We start from the raw sequence: 14244 nt of genomic DNA, 5'->3' as shown, positions 1-14244 counted from the left end.
ATGAATAATCTGGTCTTTTTGTTCATGCGGCGCCTGCGGGCGCCCTTGATCACGCTGATCACGGTCTATGCGGTATCCGTGTTCGGCATGACCCTGATTCCGGGCCAGGATGCCGACGGCAATGTCTGGTACATGGATTTCTTCCATGCCTTTTACTTCGTTTCCTACATGGGAACCACGATCGGCTTTGGCGAAGTCCCGTACGAGTTCACTGACGCTCAGCGCATGTGGGTGACCCTGTCGATCTATGCCACTGTGGTGAGCTGGCTGTACAGTATTGGGCAGACGCTGGCGGTACTGCAGGAACCGATGTTCGGCCGTCTGATGCGGCTGAGGGGGTTTACCTCGCATGTTCGGCATCTGCGCGAGCCGTTCTATTTGGTTTGTGGCTATGGCGTGACCGGCAGTATTGTGGTCAGGCGTTTGGTGGAGCGCGGCATTAGAGTGGTCGTGGTCGATATCGATCAGGAGCGCATCGATGCACTGGAGCTGGATAACCTGACCCTTCCGGTCCCGGCGCTTTGCGGAGATGCGTCCCTGCCGGATATTCTGGATTATGCCGGGCTGCAGCACTCGCAGTGTGTCGGCGTGTTGGCGCTGACCAATAATGATAATGTCAACTTGTCGATCGCCATTGCCAGCAAGCTGCTGGCGCCCAAGCGTCAGGTCATTACCCGCACCAATTCCGAAGTGACGACTGCCAACATGGCGTCCTTTGGCACTGACATGATTGTCGACCCCTTTCGAGCTTACGCGGACTATATGGCTCTGGCTGCTCGCTCTCCCCATAAATTGCTGGTATACGACTGGTTGATGAACCCGCGCCATCGAGCGTTGTCTACAGCCTACAAGCATGCACCGGGGCGCTGGATTATCTGCGGCTATGGCCGTTTTGGCCGTGCCTTGACGACGGCCTTTTCCGCAGAGGAGATGGAAGTGACCATTATCGATCCCAGTCCCGGTACGTTGGCGCCCGTCGCCAATGGGGTGGTGGGGGTCGGTACCGAAGCGCATACCCTGGATGAAGCCGGTATTACATCGGCCGTCGGTGTTATTGCCGGGACGGCCAATGATGCCGATAACCTGTCGATCATCATGACAGCACGGGAGTTGAATCCCAAACTGACCACGGTGGTGCGTCAGAATCTGCATCAGAATGCTCTTATATTCAGGAACAGTCGTTGTGACTTCGTAATGGAGCCCGGGCGGATTATTGCCAACCGCATCCTGGCGCAGCTGAAAACGCCGTTGTTGCCGCTGTTTCTGGAGTGCCTGCAGCAACAGGATGATGTCTGGGCACATACGCTGGTGAACCGTATGAGTCATGTGGTAGGGGATCGAGAGCTGGATAGCTGGGCCGTTCGGGTCAGCCCGGAAACGGCACCGGCGATTATGGCGATGCTGTCGGAACAACCGGTGACCCTGCGTTACCTGAACAAGGACCCGCGCCAGCATGATCGCATGTTGCCCTGTTTCCCGCTGTTGCTGAAAACAGAGACCGATGTTCATCTGTTGCCGGGCGAGCTGCACGCCTTGAGTCCGGGAGACGAGCTGCTGTTTTGTGGTCTGACAGTGGCCAAACGACAGATGGAGTGGAGCGTCAACAATTATAATGTCTTGCACTACCTGTTGACGGGTGAGGACCCGCCGCACACGGTACTGGCCAGACTGCTGCGCCGCCACAAGCGGGAAGCTGCCTGACGTTGTCGTAATGAAAGCGGTTCGATTTGTATTACCCGGCGGGGATAACCCCTTGCCGAACCCTGTATCGCACTCTCTGCACCGATTGGGCAGAGCTACTTGAGGAGAAAAAATGCGTATATTGATGACGACTTGTTTTGCTCTGCTGCTGGGCCTGGTCATGATGCCAGATATGGCCGAAGCCAAGCGCCTGGGCGGAGGCTCCAGTTTCGGCAAGAGCTATACAACTCCAAAGCGAGTTGCACCGGCGCCCAGTCGGGAACAGGCCTCAGCAACACCGACGAGTAAAAACGGCACTGCTGGCAGTCGTTCCAAGGGCTTCGGCGGTATGCTTGGCGGTTTGCTGGCGGGCGGCTTGCTGGCGTCCCTGTTCATGGGCGGGGCGTTTGATGGTATTCAGATCATGGATATCCTGCTGATTGCCGTGATCGGGTTTGTAATCTTCAAGCTGTTCGCTCGGCGCAGAGTACAACCGGCACAACCGGCCTATGCCACTCCGGGGGGCGGCATGATGCGTCAGCAGGCCGAGCCTCAGCCAAGCCCGGTACAGCCGCAGACTCCGGTGTTTGGCGGGGGAGGCGATGCGAGCTTGTCGAATGCTCGCCTGAATCTGCCCGAATGGTTCAACGAGCGGGCATTTGTCGACGGTGCCCAGCAGCATTTCCTCCATTTGCAAAAAGCCTGGGATACACAGGACTGGAGTGAAATTCGTGATTACATGTCGGAGGAAATGCTGGCATCCCTGCAGCAGGAGCGTGCCAAGCTGCCGGCCGAACAACATACAGAGGTGGACTCGGTGATGGCCGAGCTGGTCAACTTTATTGATGAGGGTGATCAGGTGGTTGCAAGTATTCACTTCTATGGCTGGATCGCCGAGTCTGGCCAGCCGAGCAGCGAATTCAGTGAAACCTGGCACCTGGCGCGTGATATGAAGATTTCCGGTGCCAACTGGATTATTGTGGGTATTGAACAGCCGAAATGAGTTGTTGAGGACGGTGGCAGGCGGTTTCTGCCACCGTTTTTTCAATTCGGCCTGGTGCAACCTTCGTTATTTTGTCGGGGGTGCATCACGCAGGAAAACCCAAGTATCTCCCTGACTCTGTTCGGGGCTGAAGTAGTACCCTTCCAGATCAAACTGCTGCAGAGCTTCCGGTGTTTCGATTCGGTTGCGGATCATGTAGCGACTCATCAAGCCGCGGGCCTTTTTGGCGTAAAAGCTGATGATCTTGTATTGGCCGTTTTTCAGGTCCTTGAATACCGGAGTAATCAGGCGCGCATTCAGTTGTCTGGGCTTGACGGCCTTGAAGTATTCGTTGGACGCCAAGTTGATCACGACTTCTGCTGAATGCTCGGCCAGTTCTTCGTTCAGGGCTTCCGTAATCAGGTTGCCCCAGAACTGGTACAGGTTGTCGCCACGAGGGTTTTTCAATCGTGTGCCCATTTCAAGGCGATAGGGTTCCAGCAAGTCCAGTGGACGCAAGACGCCGTACAGGCCGGACAGGATGCGCAGGTGCCGTTGGGCAAACTCGAAATCGGCGGCAGTAAAGCTTTCTGCATCCAGGCCCGCATAAACGTCGCCCTTGAATGCCAGCAGGGCCTGGCGGGCATTATCTGTAGCATGTGCTGGCTCCCAGCTTTCATAGCGGGCGACATTGAGCGCAGCCAACTTGTCACTGAGTTTCATTAATTCTGCAATATCCTGTACGGATAACTGGCGCAGGGTGTCGATCAACTCGCGAGAGTGGTCGATAAAGCGGGGTTGAGAGTACACTTGGGTTGCGAGAGGTGAATCGTAATCAAGTGTTTTGGCCGGTGAAACCAGTGTCAGCATCTGGGTGAGTCCCTTGGTCTGGCGACAAATAAAACAGGCGGGCAATAGCCCGCCGGTGAACGGGTATGGGTCAGGTGTGCAGACTGTTATTCAGTTCATCCACCACTTCGGCCCAGTCTGAGTCATTGCCGAGAGCATCCTGCAGGAATGCTGCTTGGGCCTCGTTCCAGAACGAAGCTTCGTGAAGCTGGATTTCACTGCTGAACAGTTGGTGAGTGCGGATGAACTGTTGAATGGAGTCCGTGTCGCTGGCCAGGCCCAACTGCTCAAACAGCGCCGAGAAGGTGTGCGTGGATGTATCCATGGGGTCCTCCGTGTGATTTACCGTCATGCACTGAGTCAGATTCTATTATGGCCGAGGACTCGAACTTGTCAAAAACCAATGGTTTCAGTCAGGTTTGGACCAGCTCGACCACAGCCGTCTCAACCCCAGCGAGAGCAGAGCGCCCAGTACGACCAGCAGTGAACTGAGCAGAGGCTGGCTGAAAGGCGGGTACCAGTACATCAGGGCTGCGCTGAACATCAGGCCTCCCAGCAGACACAGCCCGGCAATGATCAGCAGGTAACCCAGCGTGGATGGGTGCCTGTCGGGGGCGCGTATGATCAGTATCATGGCGGGCAGGAAAAAGCCTGCCAAGGTAATTGTCGAGGGCCAGAATTCTTCCATGCGGAGGCTCCTTTTTGTCTTGGGTGCTTCCCAGTGTATCAGTTGGGCAGTACACTGAGACTGAAGCAGTGCAAAACTGTATCATAGCCTTTTGAACTTGACGGGGGGCTCCGGTAGCCAAGGCCCTGTCGGGATGAAACGACTGACGAGTGAATAATGAGTAAGAAAACCGTTCTTACCGGTATCACAACCACCGGTACGCCGCACATTGGCAATTACCTCGGCGCGGTCAAACCCGCCATCGACGCCAGCGAGAATCCGGCTCTTGATAGCTATTTCTTTTTGGCTGATTTTCATGCCCTGATCAAGTGTCAGGAGCCGGAGCGTGTTGCACGCTCGACTCGAGAAATTGCGGCAACTTGGCTGGCTTTGGGGCTGGATACCGACAAGGCGACCTTCTATCGTCAGACTGATATACCCGAAATCACCGAGCTAAGCTGGATACTCAGCTGTCAGACGTCCAAGGGACTGATGAACCGTGCACATGCCTACAAGGCAGCAGTTGACGCCAATCGTGAAGCTGGCAAAGACGATTTGGATGATGGCGTTACCATGGGGCTGTTCAGCTACCCGGTCCTGATGGCGGCGGATATCCTGATGTTCCAGGCCGATATCATTCCGGTGGGCAAGGATCAGGTCCAGCATATTGAAATGGCGCGTGACATTGCCGGCCGTTTTAATCACAACTTCGAGCCGCTGTTCACCCTGCCCGAGGCGAAGGTGGATGAGGAAACCCAGCTGATTCCGGGGCTGGATGGCCGCAAGATGTCCAAGAGCTACAACAACACCATTCCGTTGTTCAGTACTTCTGATGAGCTGCGCAAGCTGATCAATCAGATCGTAACTGACACGCGGGCACCGGGCGAGCCTAAAGACCCGAACAATACCCTGATGCACCTCTACCGATGCTTTGCCAGCGAAGCCGAGAGCGAGCGGATGCGTCAGCGTTTCCTTGAAGGGATCGGTTGGGGTGATGCCAAGACGGAACTGTTCGAGTACATTGATGCGCACCTGACGGGGCCGCGAGTTCGCTATAACGAGTTGATGAGTGATCTGGGTGAAGTCGAGGCCATTCTGAACAAAGGAGCGGAGCGGGCACGGGAACACTCGGTGCCTTTCCTGGACAAGGTGCGTCATGCCGTGGGTATTCGTTCCCTGACCGATACCACGACGGCTCGACAGCAGGATGTGGTAAAAGAAAAGGAAAAGAGCGAAGAAGAGATCGCTCGGGCGGAAGAAGGCCGCCGTCGTGCTATTCTGATGCAGATTCGGCCACTGCTGGACCAGGTCGATCAGGCTGCTGACAAGGCGGCGGCGGCTCAAGCGCTGGTGGCGGAAAAAACGGCCGAGGTAGAGGCGTTGAAAAAGAAAGCGCGTCAAAAGGCCCAGAACGAGCTGGATCTGCTGATCGAAGAGCTGTCCGCTTTACTGTAAAGACGACCGGCACAGGAGAGAGCCATGCGTGATACTTGCCAGACAGGCGTAATTGCTGAAGCCAGTAAGGATGCGCTGTTTTTGACTTTCAACCAGACCCATGAACCGGGTGCACTGGAGGTCGTGCGCACGGCACTGTCCTCCATGCCGGCACTGCAGAGCCGCTTTCGTGAGCGCTATCCTGAGGCGGATCTGCATTTGGTGGTCGGTGTCGGCTCTGCCTACTGGGATCGTTTGAACCCGGCCGAGCGTCCGGCCCTGCTGCGGGGCTTTCCCGCGCTGGAAAACGGTGAGCGCGTTGCGCCTTCGACACCGGTTGATCTGCTGTTTATCATCCGTGCCGATCAATACGATGCGGTGTTCGAGCTGGGGCAGACCGTGATGGAAATGTTGCGTGATGCGGCAACCCTGGTAGAGGAAGTTCATGGCTTCCGCTATCAGGATATGCGCGACCTGACCGGTTTTGTGGACGGGACGGAAAACCCGCAGGGGGATGACCGCCTGGCCGTTGCGCTGGTGGGTGATGAGGACGCGGAGTTTGCCGGTGGCAGCTACCTGCATCTGCAGCGTTATGAGCATGACCTATCGGCCTGGCAGCGGTTGTCGGTCAAGCAGCAGGAAGATACGTACGGACGGACCAAGGTTGATAATGTCGAGTACGCAGGTACCGAAAAATCGCCTCATGCCCATACCAAGCGCACTTCCCTGAAGCATGCTGACGGAACCTCCATGGAAATTCTGCGCCACAGCATGCCGTACGGGGACAGTCAGTCCAAAGGGCTGGTGTTTGTCAGTACCTGCCGGACCCCTGAGCACTTCGAGCGCATGCTGGCCAGTATGGTTGAAGGAGATGAGGAGGGACGGGCGGATCAGTTGCTGGAGTTTACTCGCGCGGTAACCGGTGCTGCGTTTTTCCTGCCCTCCAGTACCTGGCTGGCGCAGCTGGCGTAAACCTTGGGGGCACCTGTGGCCTGGCCATGGGTGTTCTTGTCGTTATGAAATTACCGCCTGGCTTCGGCCGGGCGTCAATCCGTTTAGAGACCGAGTCGTCATGATTATCTGTGGTGTTGAGCTGACCGGCAGTGATGCCGTTGTGTGCCTGTTGCATTTGGAGCAGGGGCAATTTCTGATACCGGAATGCCGAGTGCGTAAAATCACGTTGAAAAAGGATCATACGCGTGAAGATCTGCAGCAGTTTCAGTTCGCCTTTGCCAAGTTGATGAGTGATTACAGCGTTGACAAGGTGGTGATTCGTGAGCGCATGCATAAAGGCAAGTTTGCCGGTGGGGCCATCAGTTTCAAACTGGAGGCGGCCATCCAGCTGATTGAGGGGCTGGATGTTGAGTTGATGTCGCCGGCTCGGATCAAAGCCATTCTGGCTGACCACCCCTTGCCGATACACTTTTCCGAAACCGGGTTGAAGGGGTTTCAGGAACAGGCGTTTACGCTGGCATACGCGGCACAGATGTGACATAAACGCAGCTGCAGCCCCAGGTCCGGTGCGAGCACCCGGCTGTAGCGCCTACGAGATAGCTGTTATGAGTACGGAGCAACCCAATAATCCGCTGCATGGCCTCAAACTGGAAACGCTGCTGACACGGCTGGTAGAGGAGTATGGCTGGGATGAGCTGGCATTGATGATTAATATCAACTGCTTCAAAAATGACCCGTCGATCAAGTCCTCACTGAAATTTCTGCGTCGGACTCCCTGGGCGAGAGACAAGGTAGAGCGACTCTATATATCGACGTTCTGTTGACATAAAAGTGAATAACATTCAGGTTTGATTTCTGTAAAAATACAAAATTTCATCTTCCGGCCCGTCTGTATCAGGCGGGTTCCAGTCTTTTGATTTTGAAGTGCTTTTTGCTTCAAGTGTAAAACCTCTCTGACAGTTTACAGTGCGTGTCCGAAAGTGCAGACATGATGTCACTGGCCTATATCTGAAGTTGACACTCGATCTGCCAGCCTGCCTTCGAACACAGTCGGGCGCAACCCGCTTGGCGTTCAGGCGGGGGCAGAGCAGCGCAGTATGCGCATCCGAGGGTGATTGTGGCATATGTCGTCGCAAAGGAGGCAATAGTCAATGTTGGGTGGCTTTGGGCGTGGCGTCCTCTTGTTGTATGTTGGGTACCAGTCGCTGTCCTACCGGGGACCGGCCCGTTTTCAGGTGGATGCGGGTCTGGGCAGCATTCAGCAGGATGGAGTACAAGGGGTAGACATGACGTCCGCACACAAGCACAAAACCGTGTCGCTGGTACTTGGCAGCGGTGGCGCACGAGGATTAGCGCACATTGGTGTCATTCACTGGCTGAGAGAGCATGGCTATCGTATTCAGTCGATCACCGGCTGTTCAATGGGAGCCTTGGTTGGCGGCATCTACGCCGCAGGCAAGCTGGATCAGTACGAAGAGTGGGTGCGTTCCGTCACGCGGCGGGACATCATGGCGTTACTGGACCTGACCTGGGATAAGGGCGGACTGGTTCGGGGTGATAAGCTGATAGACACCTTGATCGATCTGGTTGGGGATGTGCATATCGAAGATCTTGGCATTCACTTTACGGCGGTGGCAACTGACCTGCATAGCCAGAAAGAGGTCTGGATCAATACCGGCAGGCTGTTTGACGGTATTCGTGCCTCCATCGCCATTCCGCTGCTGTTTACCCCGTTCAAGTACCGGGGGCACGTGCTGGTGGATGGTGGGGTGTTGAATCCGGTACCGATTGCCCCTGCCTTTCATGACGACACGGACATGACGCTAGCTGTTAACCTGAATGCGCCCGTCGTGGAGAATGAGGAGGAGGTTCGTCAGGTGAGCGAGGTGGAAGTCACGCCAGCCTCTCCTGTTCGTGACCGTATAAACCGTTTCATTCAGCGCTGGCAACAAAACATGGCGGCGGATGCACATGGCGATTGGGGGGCGTATGAAGTGGCCATACAGGCCTTTGATACCATGCAAAGCAGCATTGCCCGGCAGAAGCTGGCAGTGTACCCGCCGGACAGGATCATCGAGGTGTCGCGCAATGCCTGTCAGTTACTGGAGTTCAACCGGGCAGCCGAAATGATTGATTTGGGGTATCGAAAGGCTGAAGAGTGCCTGGGTGTGAAGCGATAAGCTTATAGTATTTTGTCATCAAACGACAAAATACTATAACAGGCTTGTTATATTCTACTTTTGGGCTATGCTTGATGTAATAAAACTACAAATCATCGGCGGAGGTTAAAAAGTATGGATGTACAGGTGAAGCACGAACGTACAATTGCGATTTTAGCTGTGGATGGTGAGAACTTTGAAGTCAGCGGCGTGTATCAGGGCAGTGCGCGCAAGCCGAGTTCTTATATCCTGACCCGTGGTGGTGACAAGGCGGAAGTCCGGAATTTGAGCAGCTTCCCCAGTCATCAGCAGGTGCGTGAATTGATGAGCTGACAGCCCCGCTTTTGCCGGATTCCAATGTAAAAACAGCCGCATACAGCGGCTGTTTTTACAAGTGAGGAACGCAGATTATTGCACTGTCTCGTTTTCGCTGAACATGCCTTCAAATAGAATTGATGACAGGTAGCGCTCGCCGGAATCTGGCAGCAGCACTACAATCTGCTTGTCGGCATTTTCCGGCAACTCGGCCTGGCGCAGGGCTGCGGCCAGGGCGGCTCCGCAGGAAATACCGGCCAGAATACCTTCCTTCACCATCAGGTCGCGTGCGGCAGCAATGGCATCCTCGTTGCCGACCTGTTCGACCTTGTCGACCAGTGCCAGATCCAGGTTGCGTGGCACAAAACCGGCACCGATACCTTGTATTTTGTGGGGTGCCGGTTGCACGGTTTCGCCGGCCAGTGTTTGTGAGATGACCGGTGAATCGGTGGGCTCGACTGCAATGCTGGTGATCGCCTTGCCCTGAGTATTCTTGATATAACGCGAAACGCCGGTCAGTGTGCCGCCGGTACCGACACCTGCGACAAAAATATCAATTCCGCCATCAGTATCGCGCCAGATTTCGGGCCCGGTTGTACGTTCATGGATCGCCGGGTTGGCCGGGTTCTCGAACTGTTGCAGCATCAAATAGGTATCCGGGTTCTCGTCCACCAGCTGTTGAGCCTTGTCAATGGCACCTTTCATACCTTTGGCAGGTTCGGTGAGGACGATATCGGCCCCCAGGGCCTTCATCAGCTTGCGGCGCTCCAGAGACATGGATGAGGGCATGGTGAGGACCAGGGAATAGCCCTTTGCCGCTGCTACAAATGCCAAGGCAATACCTGTATTGCCACTGGTGGGTTCAATCAGCGTCATGCCGGGTTTGAGGCGACCTTCCTGTTCAGCGGCCCAGATCATATTGGCGCCGATACGGCATTTGACCGAGCCTGCCGGGTTGCGAGATTCAACCTTGGCAAACAGGTTGCCTGCGGGCCACAGGTGTTTCAGGCGCACCAGCGGGGTGTTGCCGATGGTGAGTGCGTTGTCTTCGAAGATATTCATCAGCGGGTGAACTCCAAAACTGCTCGTTGATTGTTGAAACACTCAGGTGTCAGGACGGACTTTAGTATCACGGCTGACAACAGGTATAGTTCAGTGTATCGGTCAGCGTGTGCCGATGTCCGATATTATTTCATCATATTGTTATAAAAATATCAGAATTTATTTCCAGAGGGTATATATGAGCTGGCTGATGCGGCAAACAGCACCTTTGATTAACGGGTTGGCCGGACAGTTGTTTCATCTTCCTTTCCTGCGAGGCTCCCGCCGGCGTCACCGGATGGCCATGCGCTTATATCGCTGGGCCGCTGAACATGGTAGTCGCTCGGCACTCTCGACCTATGGGCACTTGCTGCATTTTAGAGGTGAGGGCGTTGCCAGCCGTATTCAGGGCGGGATCTACCTTGAGCGTGCGGCCGACTTGGGTGATGCCAAGGCGCAGTATCAAATGGGTCGGATTTACGAACAGGGATTCGAACACTATTTCCGCTCGGATCCGGTCAAGGCGCTGGCTTTCTATCGATTGGCGGGTGAGCAGAGTCACCCGCTGGCCGTGAAGCGCATGATTGCAGTGTATGACGAGGGAGCCTTGGGGACCGCTATTGACCCTGCGCGGGCAGAATGCTGGCGCAAGCGCCAGGCGGTTCTGCCCGGAGATGTCGTCAGGACTTGATCAACTTGGCGGTGAACGTCAGGTTTTTTTCTTCCCCGGCCTTCAGGTCGAACGCCCACTCGATTTGAGCGCCGCTTTCATCCGCAGGCTCGATGCTGGATGCCTGCAGGGTGAACGGCATCGGCATCAGGGCGTTCAGATTGAACGGCTTATCGGTATCAGAGCGGTTGCTCAGCAGGACTTCGTAACTGACTTCATAGCCGTCAAAGACCTTTTTGAAGGCGGTCTGGGTGTATTCCACGCTGACATCAAAGGCTTTGCCCAGCTGCAGTCGGGCATTGTCACCAGGAGCTGTAGCCTTCAGCTGGCTGCCACCGACAAACTGCATCTGGCCGGAAGCGTCCGGGCGGAAAACGCGCGCCTGTCCGGCAGGCAGTGGCGTTTTGTCGCCTTCCAGCTCGGGAGCATCGAATGTCAGGTGGATGTTGGCCTGATGCTTCTGTGGCGGCAGTTGCTGGTGGGTGCTGACCTGAATCTGCTGATGGTAACGGATTTCGGCCGGAATCTGTGCGCGACTGATAAGCGGAATCTGCTTTTGCTGTTGGTCGTTCAGCGTCAGAGGGTGAGGCAGAGTGTAAAGGTGGTAGTCCTGGATGCTGCCGGGAGCCGCTTGTCCACCGGACTTGTCCATGGCCATGGCATGCATGGCAACCCGTGCCTCCATTTGAGGGTAGGGCGATGGCTGGCTGACGCTGCCGGCCAGTAGCTTGATGGTGGCATCGGGCCAGGCCTGGCCGCTCTGGTTGTTGAGCGTGGCCAAGCCTTGCAGGCTGAGGGCGGTGCCATCTTCGTTCAGGTTGACAACATAGTCCATACTCCAGCTCAGACCGTGGGTCAGATAGAGCAACTTGGCCGACCCGGGCCGGTCGATGCCTTCACTGACAAATGACAGCTGGGGCTTTAACTGATACCCCCCTTCAGGGGTCGGGAAAATCACGCGCCAGCCGCTGTGATTCAGAGGCAGGGTTTCGATCTGGTTGGCATCGTTTTCAACCAGAATCTCTCGGCCTTCCGTCTTCAGCAGGCGCACCTGTTGCCGTGTTTCGGCGCCGGTGACGCTGTTGAAGCGCGCCAGGGTAACGGTCTTGCCGCTGTGACGCTGCAGCAGTTCGCTCAGGCCCAGCAGGTTCTGTTCCAGGTTTTGCTCGGTAATGACACCGGCACCGGCGATCTGCAGGGTCTCGGCCTGCATCTGTGGACTGACACCCTGCAGAATGACGCGGCTGTTTGCCGCCAGCTCGGGAATTTGGCGGTGTTCTTCTACCAGTGCCAGGTCCTGCTGGTAGAGGGTCAGGCTCAGCTGGCTGCGGGTTGTTTCATTCAGGTAAAGCTCGTTGCCTTGAGCGCTGCCGGACAGGGCAATCAGCGTCAGGCCCAACGTGGGAGTGAGTCTGTTGTTCAGCATATAAGGCTCTCCTTAGTGCATGCTATCTGGTAGATCAAGGGCAACCCTGAATCCCCAGCTGTTTCGGGAGCTGTCCTCCGGATGTCGGTAGCGACTGGCCGGTCGGATCAAGCGTGGTATGTCAAACCAGGACCCGCCGCGCATCACGCGCTGATGACAGCCCGTCGTCTGTTCGGCGCTGCCGTCTCCGGGGGCATTACGGTAGTCGGGCTGGTAGCAGTCCTGAACCCATTCGTCCACGTTGCCGCTGAGGTCCTGGACGCCCCAGGGGTTGGCACGAGTGCTGCCGACAGGTGCTGAACTCTGGCCGTCCCATTGAGACCCGCAGCCATCACAGACGGCAAACCCGTCCAGCATTTCATCGCCCCACCAGTATATCGATTCGGTGCCGGCGCGTGCGCTGTATTCCCATTCGGCCTCGGTGGGCAGGCGGTAGGGCTGTCCTGTCTGCTGGCTTAGCCAGCGAGTATAGGCCCGGGCATCCAGCCAGCTGACGTTGACAACAGGACGTTGGCCTCGGCCCCATCCTTCGTCGGCAGGCAGAGCGCGGCCGGTTGCGGTGGCAAAGCGGTCGTATTCTTCAAAGGTCACTTCGTGACGTGCCAACGCAAAGCCGTGGGTCATGACAACCTCGTGTACGGGATATTCATTGTCGTCTCCCTGGCCGTGCAGATCACCCATGCGAAACCGTCCGGCGGGAATGATGACCATCTGTGGACCACGGCCTCCGCCATTTAGTTCATCCTGGAACAGAGTTAGATTGGCTGTCGGTTGTGTGGCCTGGCGCAGATTATCACCTGTTTCGACGGGAGGCTGTGGGGCAGCTTGCAGTGCTGCTGCCGATTTCAGGGCGTTCTCATGCCGGGCCTGCAGGTCGGCGTGTGATTGTTCCAGAGACTCGAATGCCGTACGCAACTCGCGGTTGTTTCGCATTTGTTCCAGTGCCTGGGCACTGATGGAGTCGAATTGCCCCTGCATGAACAGGAATGCGGTCCAGACGCCGGCGGCGAACCCGATACCGAAAATCAGTACCGCAAGCAGCCAGCGCCTGGCTGTACGGCTCATATTGCCGATCGGGTTTGTCGTGGGCCAACGCAGCCACCGGCGTGGGGAGGCGGGCGGTGCCTGTTCCGGTGCTGTAGAGGGGGCATCGGTCACTTCAGTTTCCGGAAGATCGGGAGGACGATCCTCGGCGGCGGTTTCCGGCGCATACAGGTCGTGAATCAGCTGGGAACAATGGGCAGGGCGCTGTTCAGGGTCGGGGCTGAGGGCTTGTGACAGCACTTGCCATTGTTGCTTGCTGAGTCCGGAAGGAGGCTTGAGCTCGCGCTGGTAGCGTGAGGCTTCCGGCTCGTCAGGTTGAAAGGCCGGTTTGCCGCTATAGATTTCCCAGGCAATGACCGCCAGAGCATACACATCCTGTCGCGCATCGGTTGGCGGTGTGTGAAAACTTTCCGGGGGCTGGTAGCGCGGGTATTCAGGTGCCAGGGGCAGCAGGGTGTGAATGGGATCAATGAGATCCCGCAGTCCCTGGCCCAGCAGCTTGACACCCCTGCCGGGGTTGAGAAAAACCAGGTCTGGAGCGAGCAGGCCGTGAGCCGCCTGGACAGGTTGTTGATTATGGTCCAGAGCCTTGGCCAATTGTGTCAGCAGACCTTGTTTTTGCAGTGGCTTTAGCTTGCCGGCCTGTTTGCGGGCCAGCAGGTCGGACAGGGTTTTCTCGCCCAGTTGTTCGTAGGAAAGAAAAACCAGGTCCCGCCAGCTGAAATACCCGTAGCAGCTGGCAATATGGGGGTGTGTCAGCAAAGGGCGCAGGCGCACCAGGCGTTTGCGCAGTCGGTCGGCAAACTCGGGCTGGCGTACCAGTTCAGGGCGCAAAATCAGCAGGCTGACTTCGGTACGTGAGGCCGTGGAGATATCTTCAGCCAGCCAGAAAGAGCCCAGGAAGTGGTCACGTTGGTGACGCACCAGCTGGAAGCGGTGATGGTTGGGGCCGATAACCAGCTCTTCCTTGAGAGCCATATAGGCCGAATCAATCGGGTTGTTCATGCGTCCTTGGCTTCCTTG

General features: G+C 56.4%; 15 protein-coding genes. 9 read left to right on the top strand and 6 right to left on the bottom strand.

Features of this window, described 5'->3' with window-relative positions; all coding sequences use genetic code 11:
- Together H1S06_RS08490 and H1S06_RS08485 are read left to right on the top strand one after the other, a co-directional pair.
- Positions 1 to 1701, top strand: coding sequence for a potassium channel family protein (locus H1S06_RS08490; RefSeq protein ID WP_181739156.1), 1701 nt, complete (start codon positions 1 to 3; stop codon positions 1699 to 1701).
- A gap of 112 nt (positions 1702 to 1813) precedes the next feature.
- Positions 1814 to 2683 (top strand): Tim44 domain-containing protein, encoded by an 870-nt coding sequence (locus tag H1S06_RS08485; protein ID WP_181739154.1) that lies wholly within the window; start codon positions 1814 to 1816, stop codon positions 2681 to 2683.
- Between the two features lie 66 nt (positions 2684 to 2749).
- On the opposite strand, the gene yaaA is transcribed toward H1S06_RS08485, so the two are convergent.
- The 3 genes from yaaA to H1S06_RS08470 all read right to left on the bottom strand — a co-directional run bounded on the left by yaaA (position 2750) and on the right by H1S06_RS08470 (position 4199).
- On the bottom strand, positions 2750 to 3532 hold the full coding sequence (gene yaaA / locus H1S06_RS08480; RefSeq protein WP_181739152.1) for a peroxide stress protein YaaA: 783 nt from the start codon (positions 3530 to 3532) through the stop codon (positions 2750 to 2752).
- A 70-nt stretch (positions 3533 to 3602) separates the two neighbouring features.
- Positions 3603 to 3836 (bottom strand): DUF2789 domain-containing protein, encoded by a 234-nt coding sequence (locus H1S06_RS08475; protein ID WP_181739150.1) that lies wholly within the window; start codon positions 3834 to 3836, stop codon positions 3603 to 3605.
- A gap of 84 nt (positions 3837 to 3920) precedes the next feature.
- Positions 3921 to 4199 (bottom strand): hypothetical protein, encoded by a 279-nt coding sequence (locus H1S06_RS08470; protein ID WP_181739148.1) that lies wholly within the window; start codon positions 4197 to 4199, stop codon positions 3921 to 3923.
- Between the two features lie 156 nt (positions 4200 to 4355).
- Here H1S06_RS08470 and H1S06_RS08465 point away from each other — a divergent pair, with 156 nt between their 5' ends.
- From H1S06_RS08465 to H1S06_RS08440, 6 genes are all read left to right on the top strand, one after another.
- Complete coding sequence (locus tag H1S06_RS08465) at positions 4356 to 5633, top strand: tryptophan--tRNA ligase (protein WP_181739146.1); 1278 nt, start codon at positions 4356 to 4358, stop codon at positions 5631 to 5633.
- 24 nt (positions 5634 to 5657) lie between these two features.
- Positions 5658 to 6584 carry a Dyp-type peroxidase gene (locus H1S06_RS08460; protein ID WP_181739144.1) on the top strand — a complete coding sequence of 309 codons (927 nt, stop codon included), beginning with the start codon at positions 5658 to 5660 and terminating at the stop codon, positions 6582 to 6584.
- Between the two features lie 100 nt (positions 6585 to 6684).
- Positions 6685 to 7104 carry a DUF3010 family protein gene (locus H1S06_RS08455; protein WP_181739142.1) on the top strand — a complete coding sequence of 140 codons (420 nt, stop codon included), beginning with the start codon at positions 6685 to 6687 and terminating at the stop codon, positions 7102 to 7104.
- 67 nt (positions 7105 to 7171) lie between these two features.
- Positions 7172 to 7390, top strand: a complete 219-nt coding sequence (locus H1S06_RS08450; protein WP_181739140.1) for a VF530 family protein — start codon at positions 7172 to 7174, stop codon at positions 7388 to 7390.
- Positions 7391 to 7717: 327 nt separating this feature from the next.
- The gene (locus H1S06_RS08445) at positions 7718 to 8746 is read left to right on the top strand and encodes a patatin-like phospholipase family protein (protein ID WP_255482964.1); all 1029 of its coding nucleotides are present in this window, start codon (positions 7718 to 7720) and stop codon (positions 8744 to 8746) included.
- Between the two features lie 114 nt (positions 8747 to 8860).
- Positions 8861 to 9058, top strand: coding sequence for a hypothetical protein (locus H1S06_RS08440; RefSeq protein WP_181739139.1), 198 nt, complete (start codon positions 8861 to 8863; stop codon positions 9056 to 9058).
- A gap of 75 nt (positions 9059 to 9133) precedes the next feature.
- Here H1S06_RS08440 and cysK read toward each other — a convergent pair whose 3' ends face one another.
- Entirely contained in the window at positions 9134 to 10102 is a 969-nt protein-coding gene (gene cysK / locus H1S06_RS08435; RefSeq protein ID WP_181739137.1) for a cysteine synthase A, read from the bottom strand.
- Between the two features lie 178 nt (positions 10103 to 10280).
- On the opposite strand from cysK, the gene H1S06_RS08430 reads away from it, so the two are divergent.
- Positions 10281 to 10772, top strand: a complete 492-nt coding sequence (locus H1S06_RS08430; RefSeq protein WP_181739135.1) for a tetratricopeptide repeat protein — start codon at positions 10281 to 10283, stop codon at positions 10770 to 10772.
- Here H1S06_RS08430 and H1S06_RS08425 read toward each other — a convergent pair.
- Positions 10762 to 12177: a DUF4139 domain-containing protein gene (locus H1S06_RS08425; RefSeq protein WP_181739133.1), complete on the bottom strand. Its 1416-nt coding sequence runs from the start codon at positions 12175 to 12177 to the stop codon at positions 10762 to 10764. The two genes, H1S06_RS08430 and H1S06_RS08425, sit on opposite strands and share 11 nt — an antisense overlap.
- Before the next feature lie 12 nt (positions 12178 to 12189).
- On the bottom strand, positions 12190 to 14226 hold the full coding sequence (locus H1S06_RS08420; protein ID WP_181739131.1) for an SUMF1/EgtB/PvdO family nonheme iron enzyme: 2037 nt from the start codon (positions 14224 to 14226) through the stop codon (positions 12190 to 12192).
- Positions 14227 to 14244 lie beyond the last annotated feature (18 nt).

It is taken from the genome of Marinobacterium marinum, from assembly GCF_013868415.1.
In the GTDB taxonomy this organism is placed as follows: Bacteria; Pseudomonadota; Gammaproteobacteria; order Pseudomonadales; family Balneatricaceae; genus Marinobacterium; species Marinobacterium marinum.
This window is presented reverse-complemented; position numbering and strand designations above follow the sequence as displayed.

Excerpts from the sequence above, each read along its gene's own strand:
- H1S06_RS08490 (WP_181739156.1), top strand. The coding sequence starts at position 1 with ATGAATAATCTGGTCTTTTTGTTCATGCGGCGCCTGCGGGCGCCCTTG.
- H1S06_RS08485 (WP_181739154.1), top strand. The coding sequence starts at position 1,814 with ATGCGTATATTGATGACGACTTGTTTTGCTCTGCTGCTGGGCCTGGTC.
- yaaA (WP_181739152.1), bottom strand. The coding sequence starts at position 3,532 with ATGCTGACACTGGTTTCACCGGCCAAAACACTTGATTACGATTCACCT.
- H1S06_RS08475 (WP_181739150.1), bottom strand. The coding sequence starts at position 3,836 with ATGGATACATCCACGCACACCTTCTCGGCGCTGTTTGAGCAGTTGGGC.
- H1S06_RS08470 (WP_181739148.1), bottom strand. The coding sequence starts at position 4,199 with ATGGAAGAATTCTGGCCCTCGACAATTACCTTGGCAGGCTTTTTCCTG.
- H1S06_RS08465 (WP_181739146.1), top strand. The coding sequence starts at position 4,356 with ATGAGTAAGAAAACCGTTCTTACCGGTATCACAACCACCGGTACGCCG.
- H1S06_RS08460 (WP_181739144.1), top strand. The coding sequence starts at position 5,658 with ATGCGTGATACTTGCCAGACAGGCGTAATTGCTGAAGCCAGTAAGGAT.
- H1S06_RS08455 (WP_181739142.1), top strand. The coding sequence starts at position 6,685 with ATGATTATCTGTGGTGTTGAGCTGACCGGCAGTGATGCCGTTGTGTGC.
- H1S06_RS08450 (WP_181739140.1), top strand. The coding sequence starts at position 7,172 with ATGAGTACGGAGCAACCCAATAATCCGCTGCATGGCCTCAAACTGGAA.
- H1S06_RS08445 (WP_255482964.1), top strand. The coding sequence starts at position 7,718 with ATGTTGGGTGGCTTTGGGCGTGGCGTCCTCTTGTTGTATGTTGGGTAC.
- H1S06_RS08440 (WP_181739139.1), top strand. The coding sequence starts at position 8,861 with ATGGATGTACAGGTGAAGCACGAACGTACAATTGCGATTTTAGCTGTG.
- cysK (WP_181739137.1), bottom strand. The coding sequence starts at position 10,102 with ATGAATATCTTCGAAGACAACGCACTCACCATCGGCAACACCCCGCTG.
- H1S06_RS08430 (WP_181739135.1), top strand. The coding sequence starts at position 10,281 with ATGAGCTGGCTGATGCGGCAAACAGCACCTTTGATTAACGGGTTGGCC.
- H1S06_RS08425 (WP_181739133.1), bottom strand. The coding sequence starts at position 12,177 with ATGCTGAACAACAGACTCACTCCCACGTTGGGCCTGACGCTGATTGCC.
- H1S06_RS08420 (WP_181739131.1), bottom strand. The coding sequence starts at position 14,226 with ATGAACAACCCGATTGATTCGGCCTATATGGCTCTCAAGGAAGAGCTG.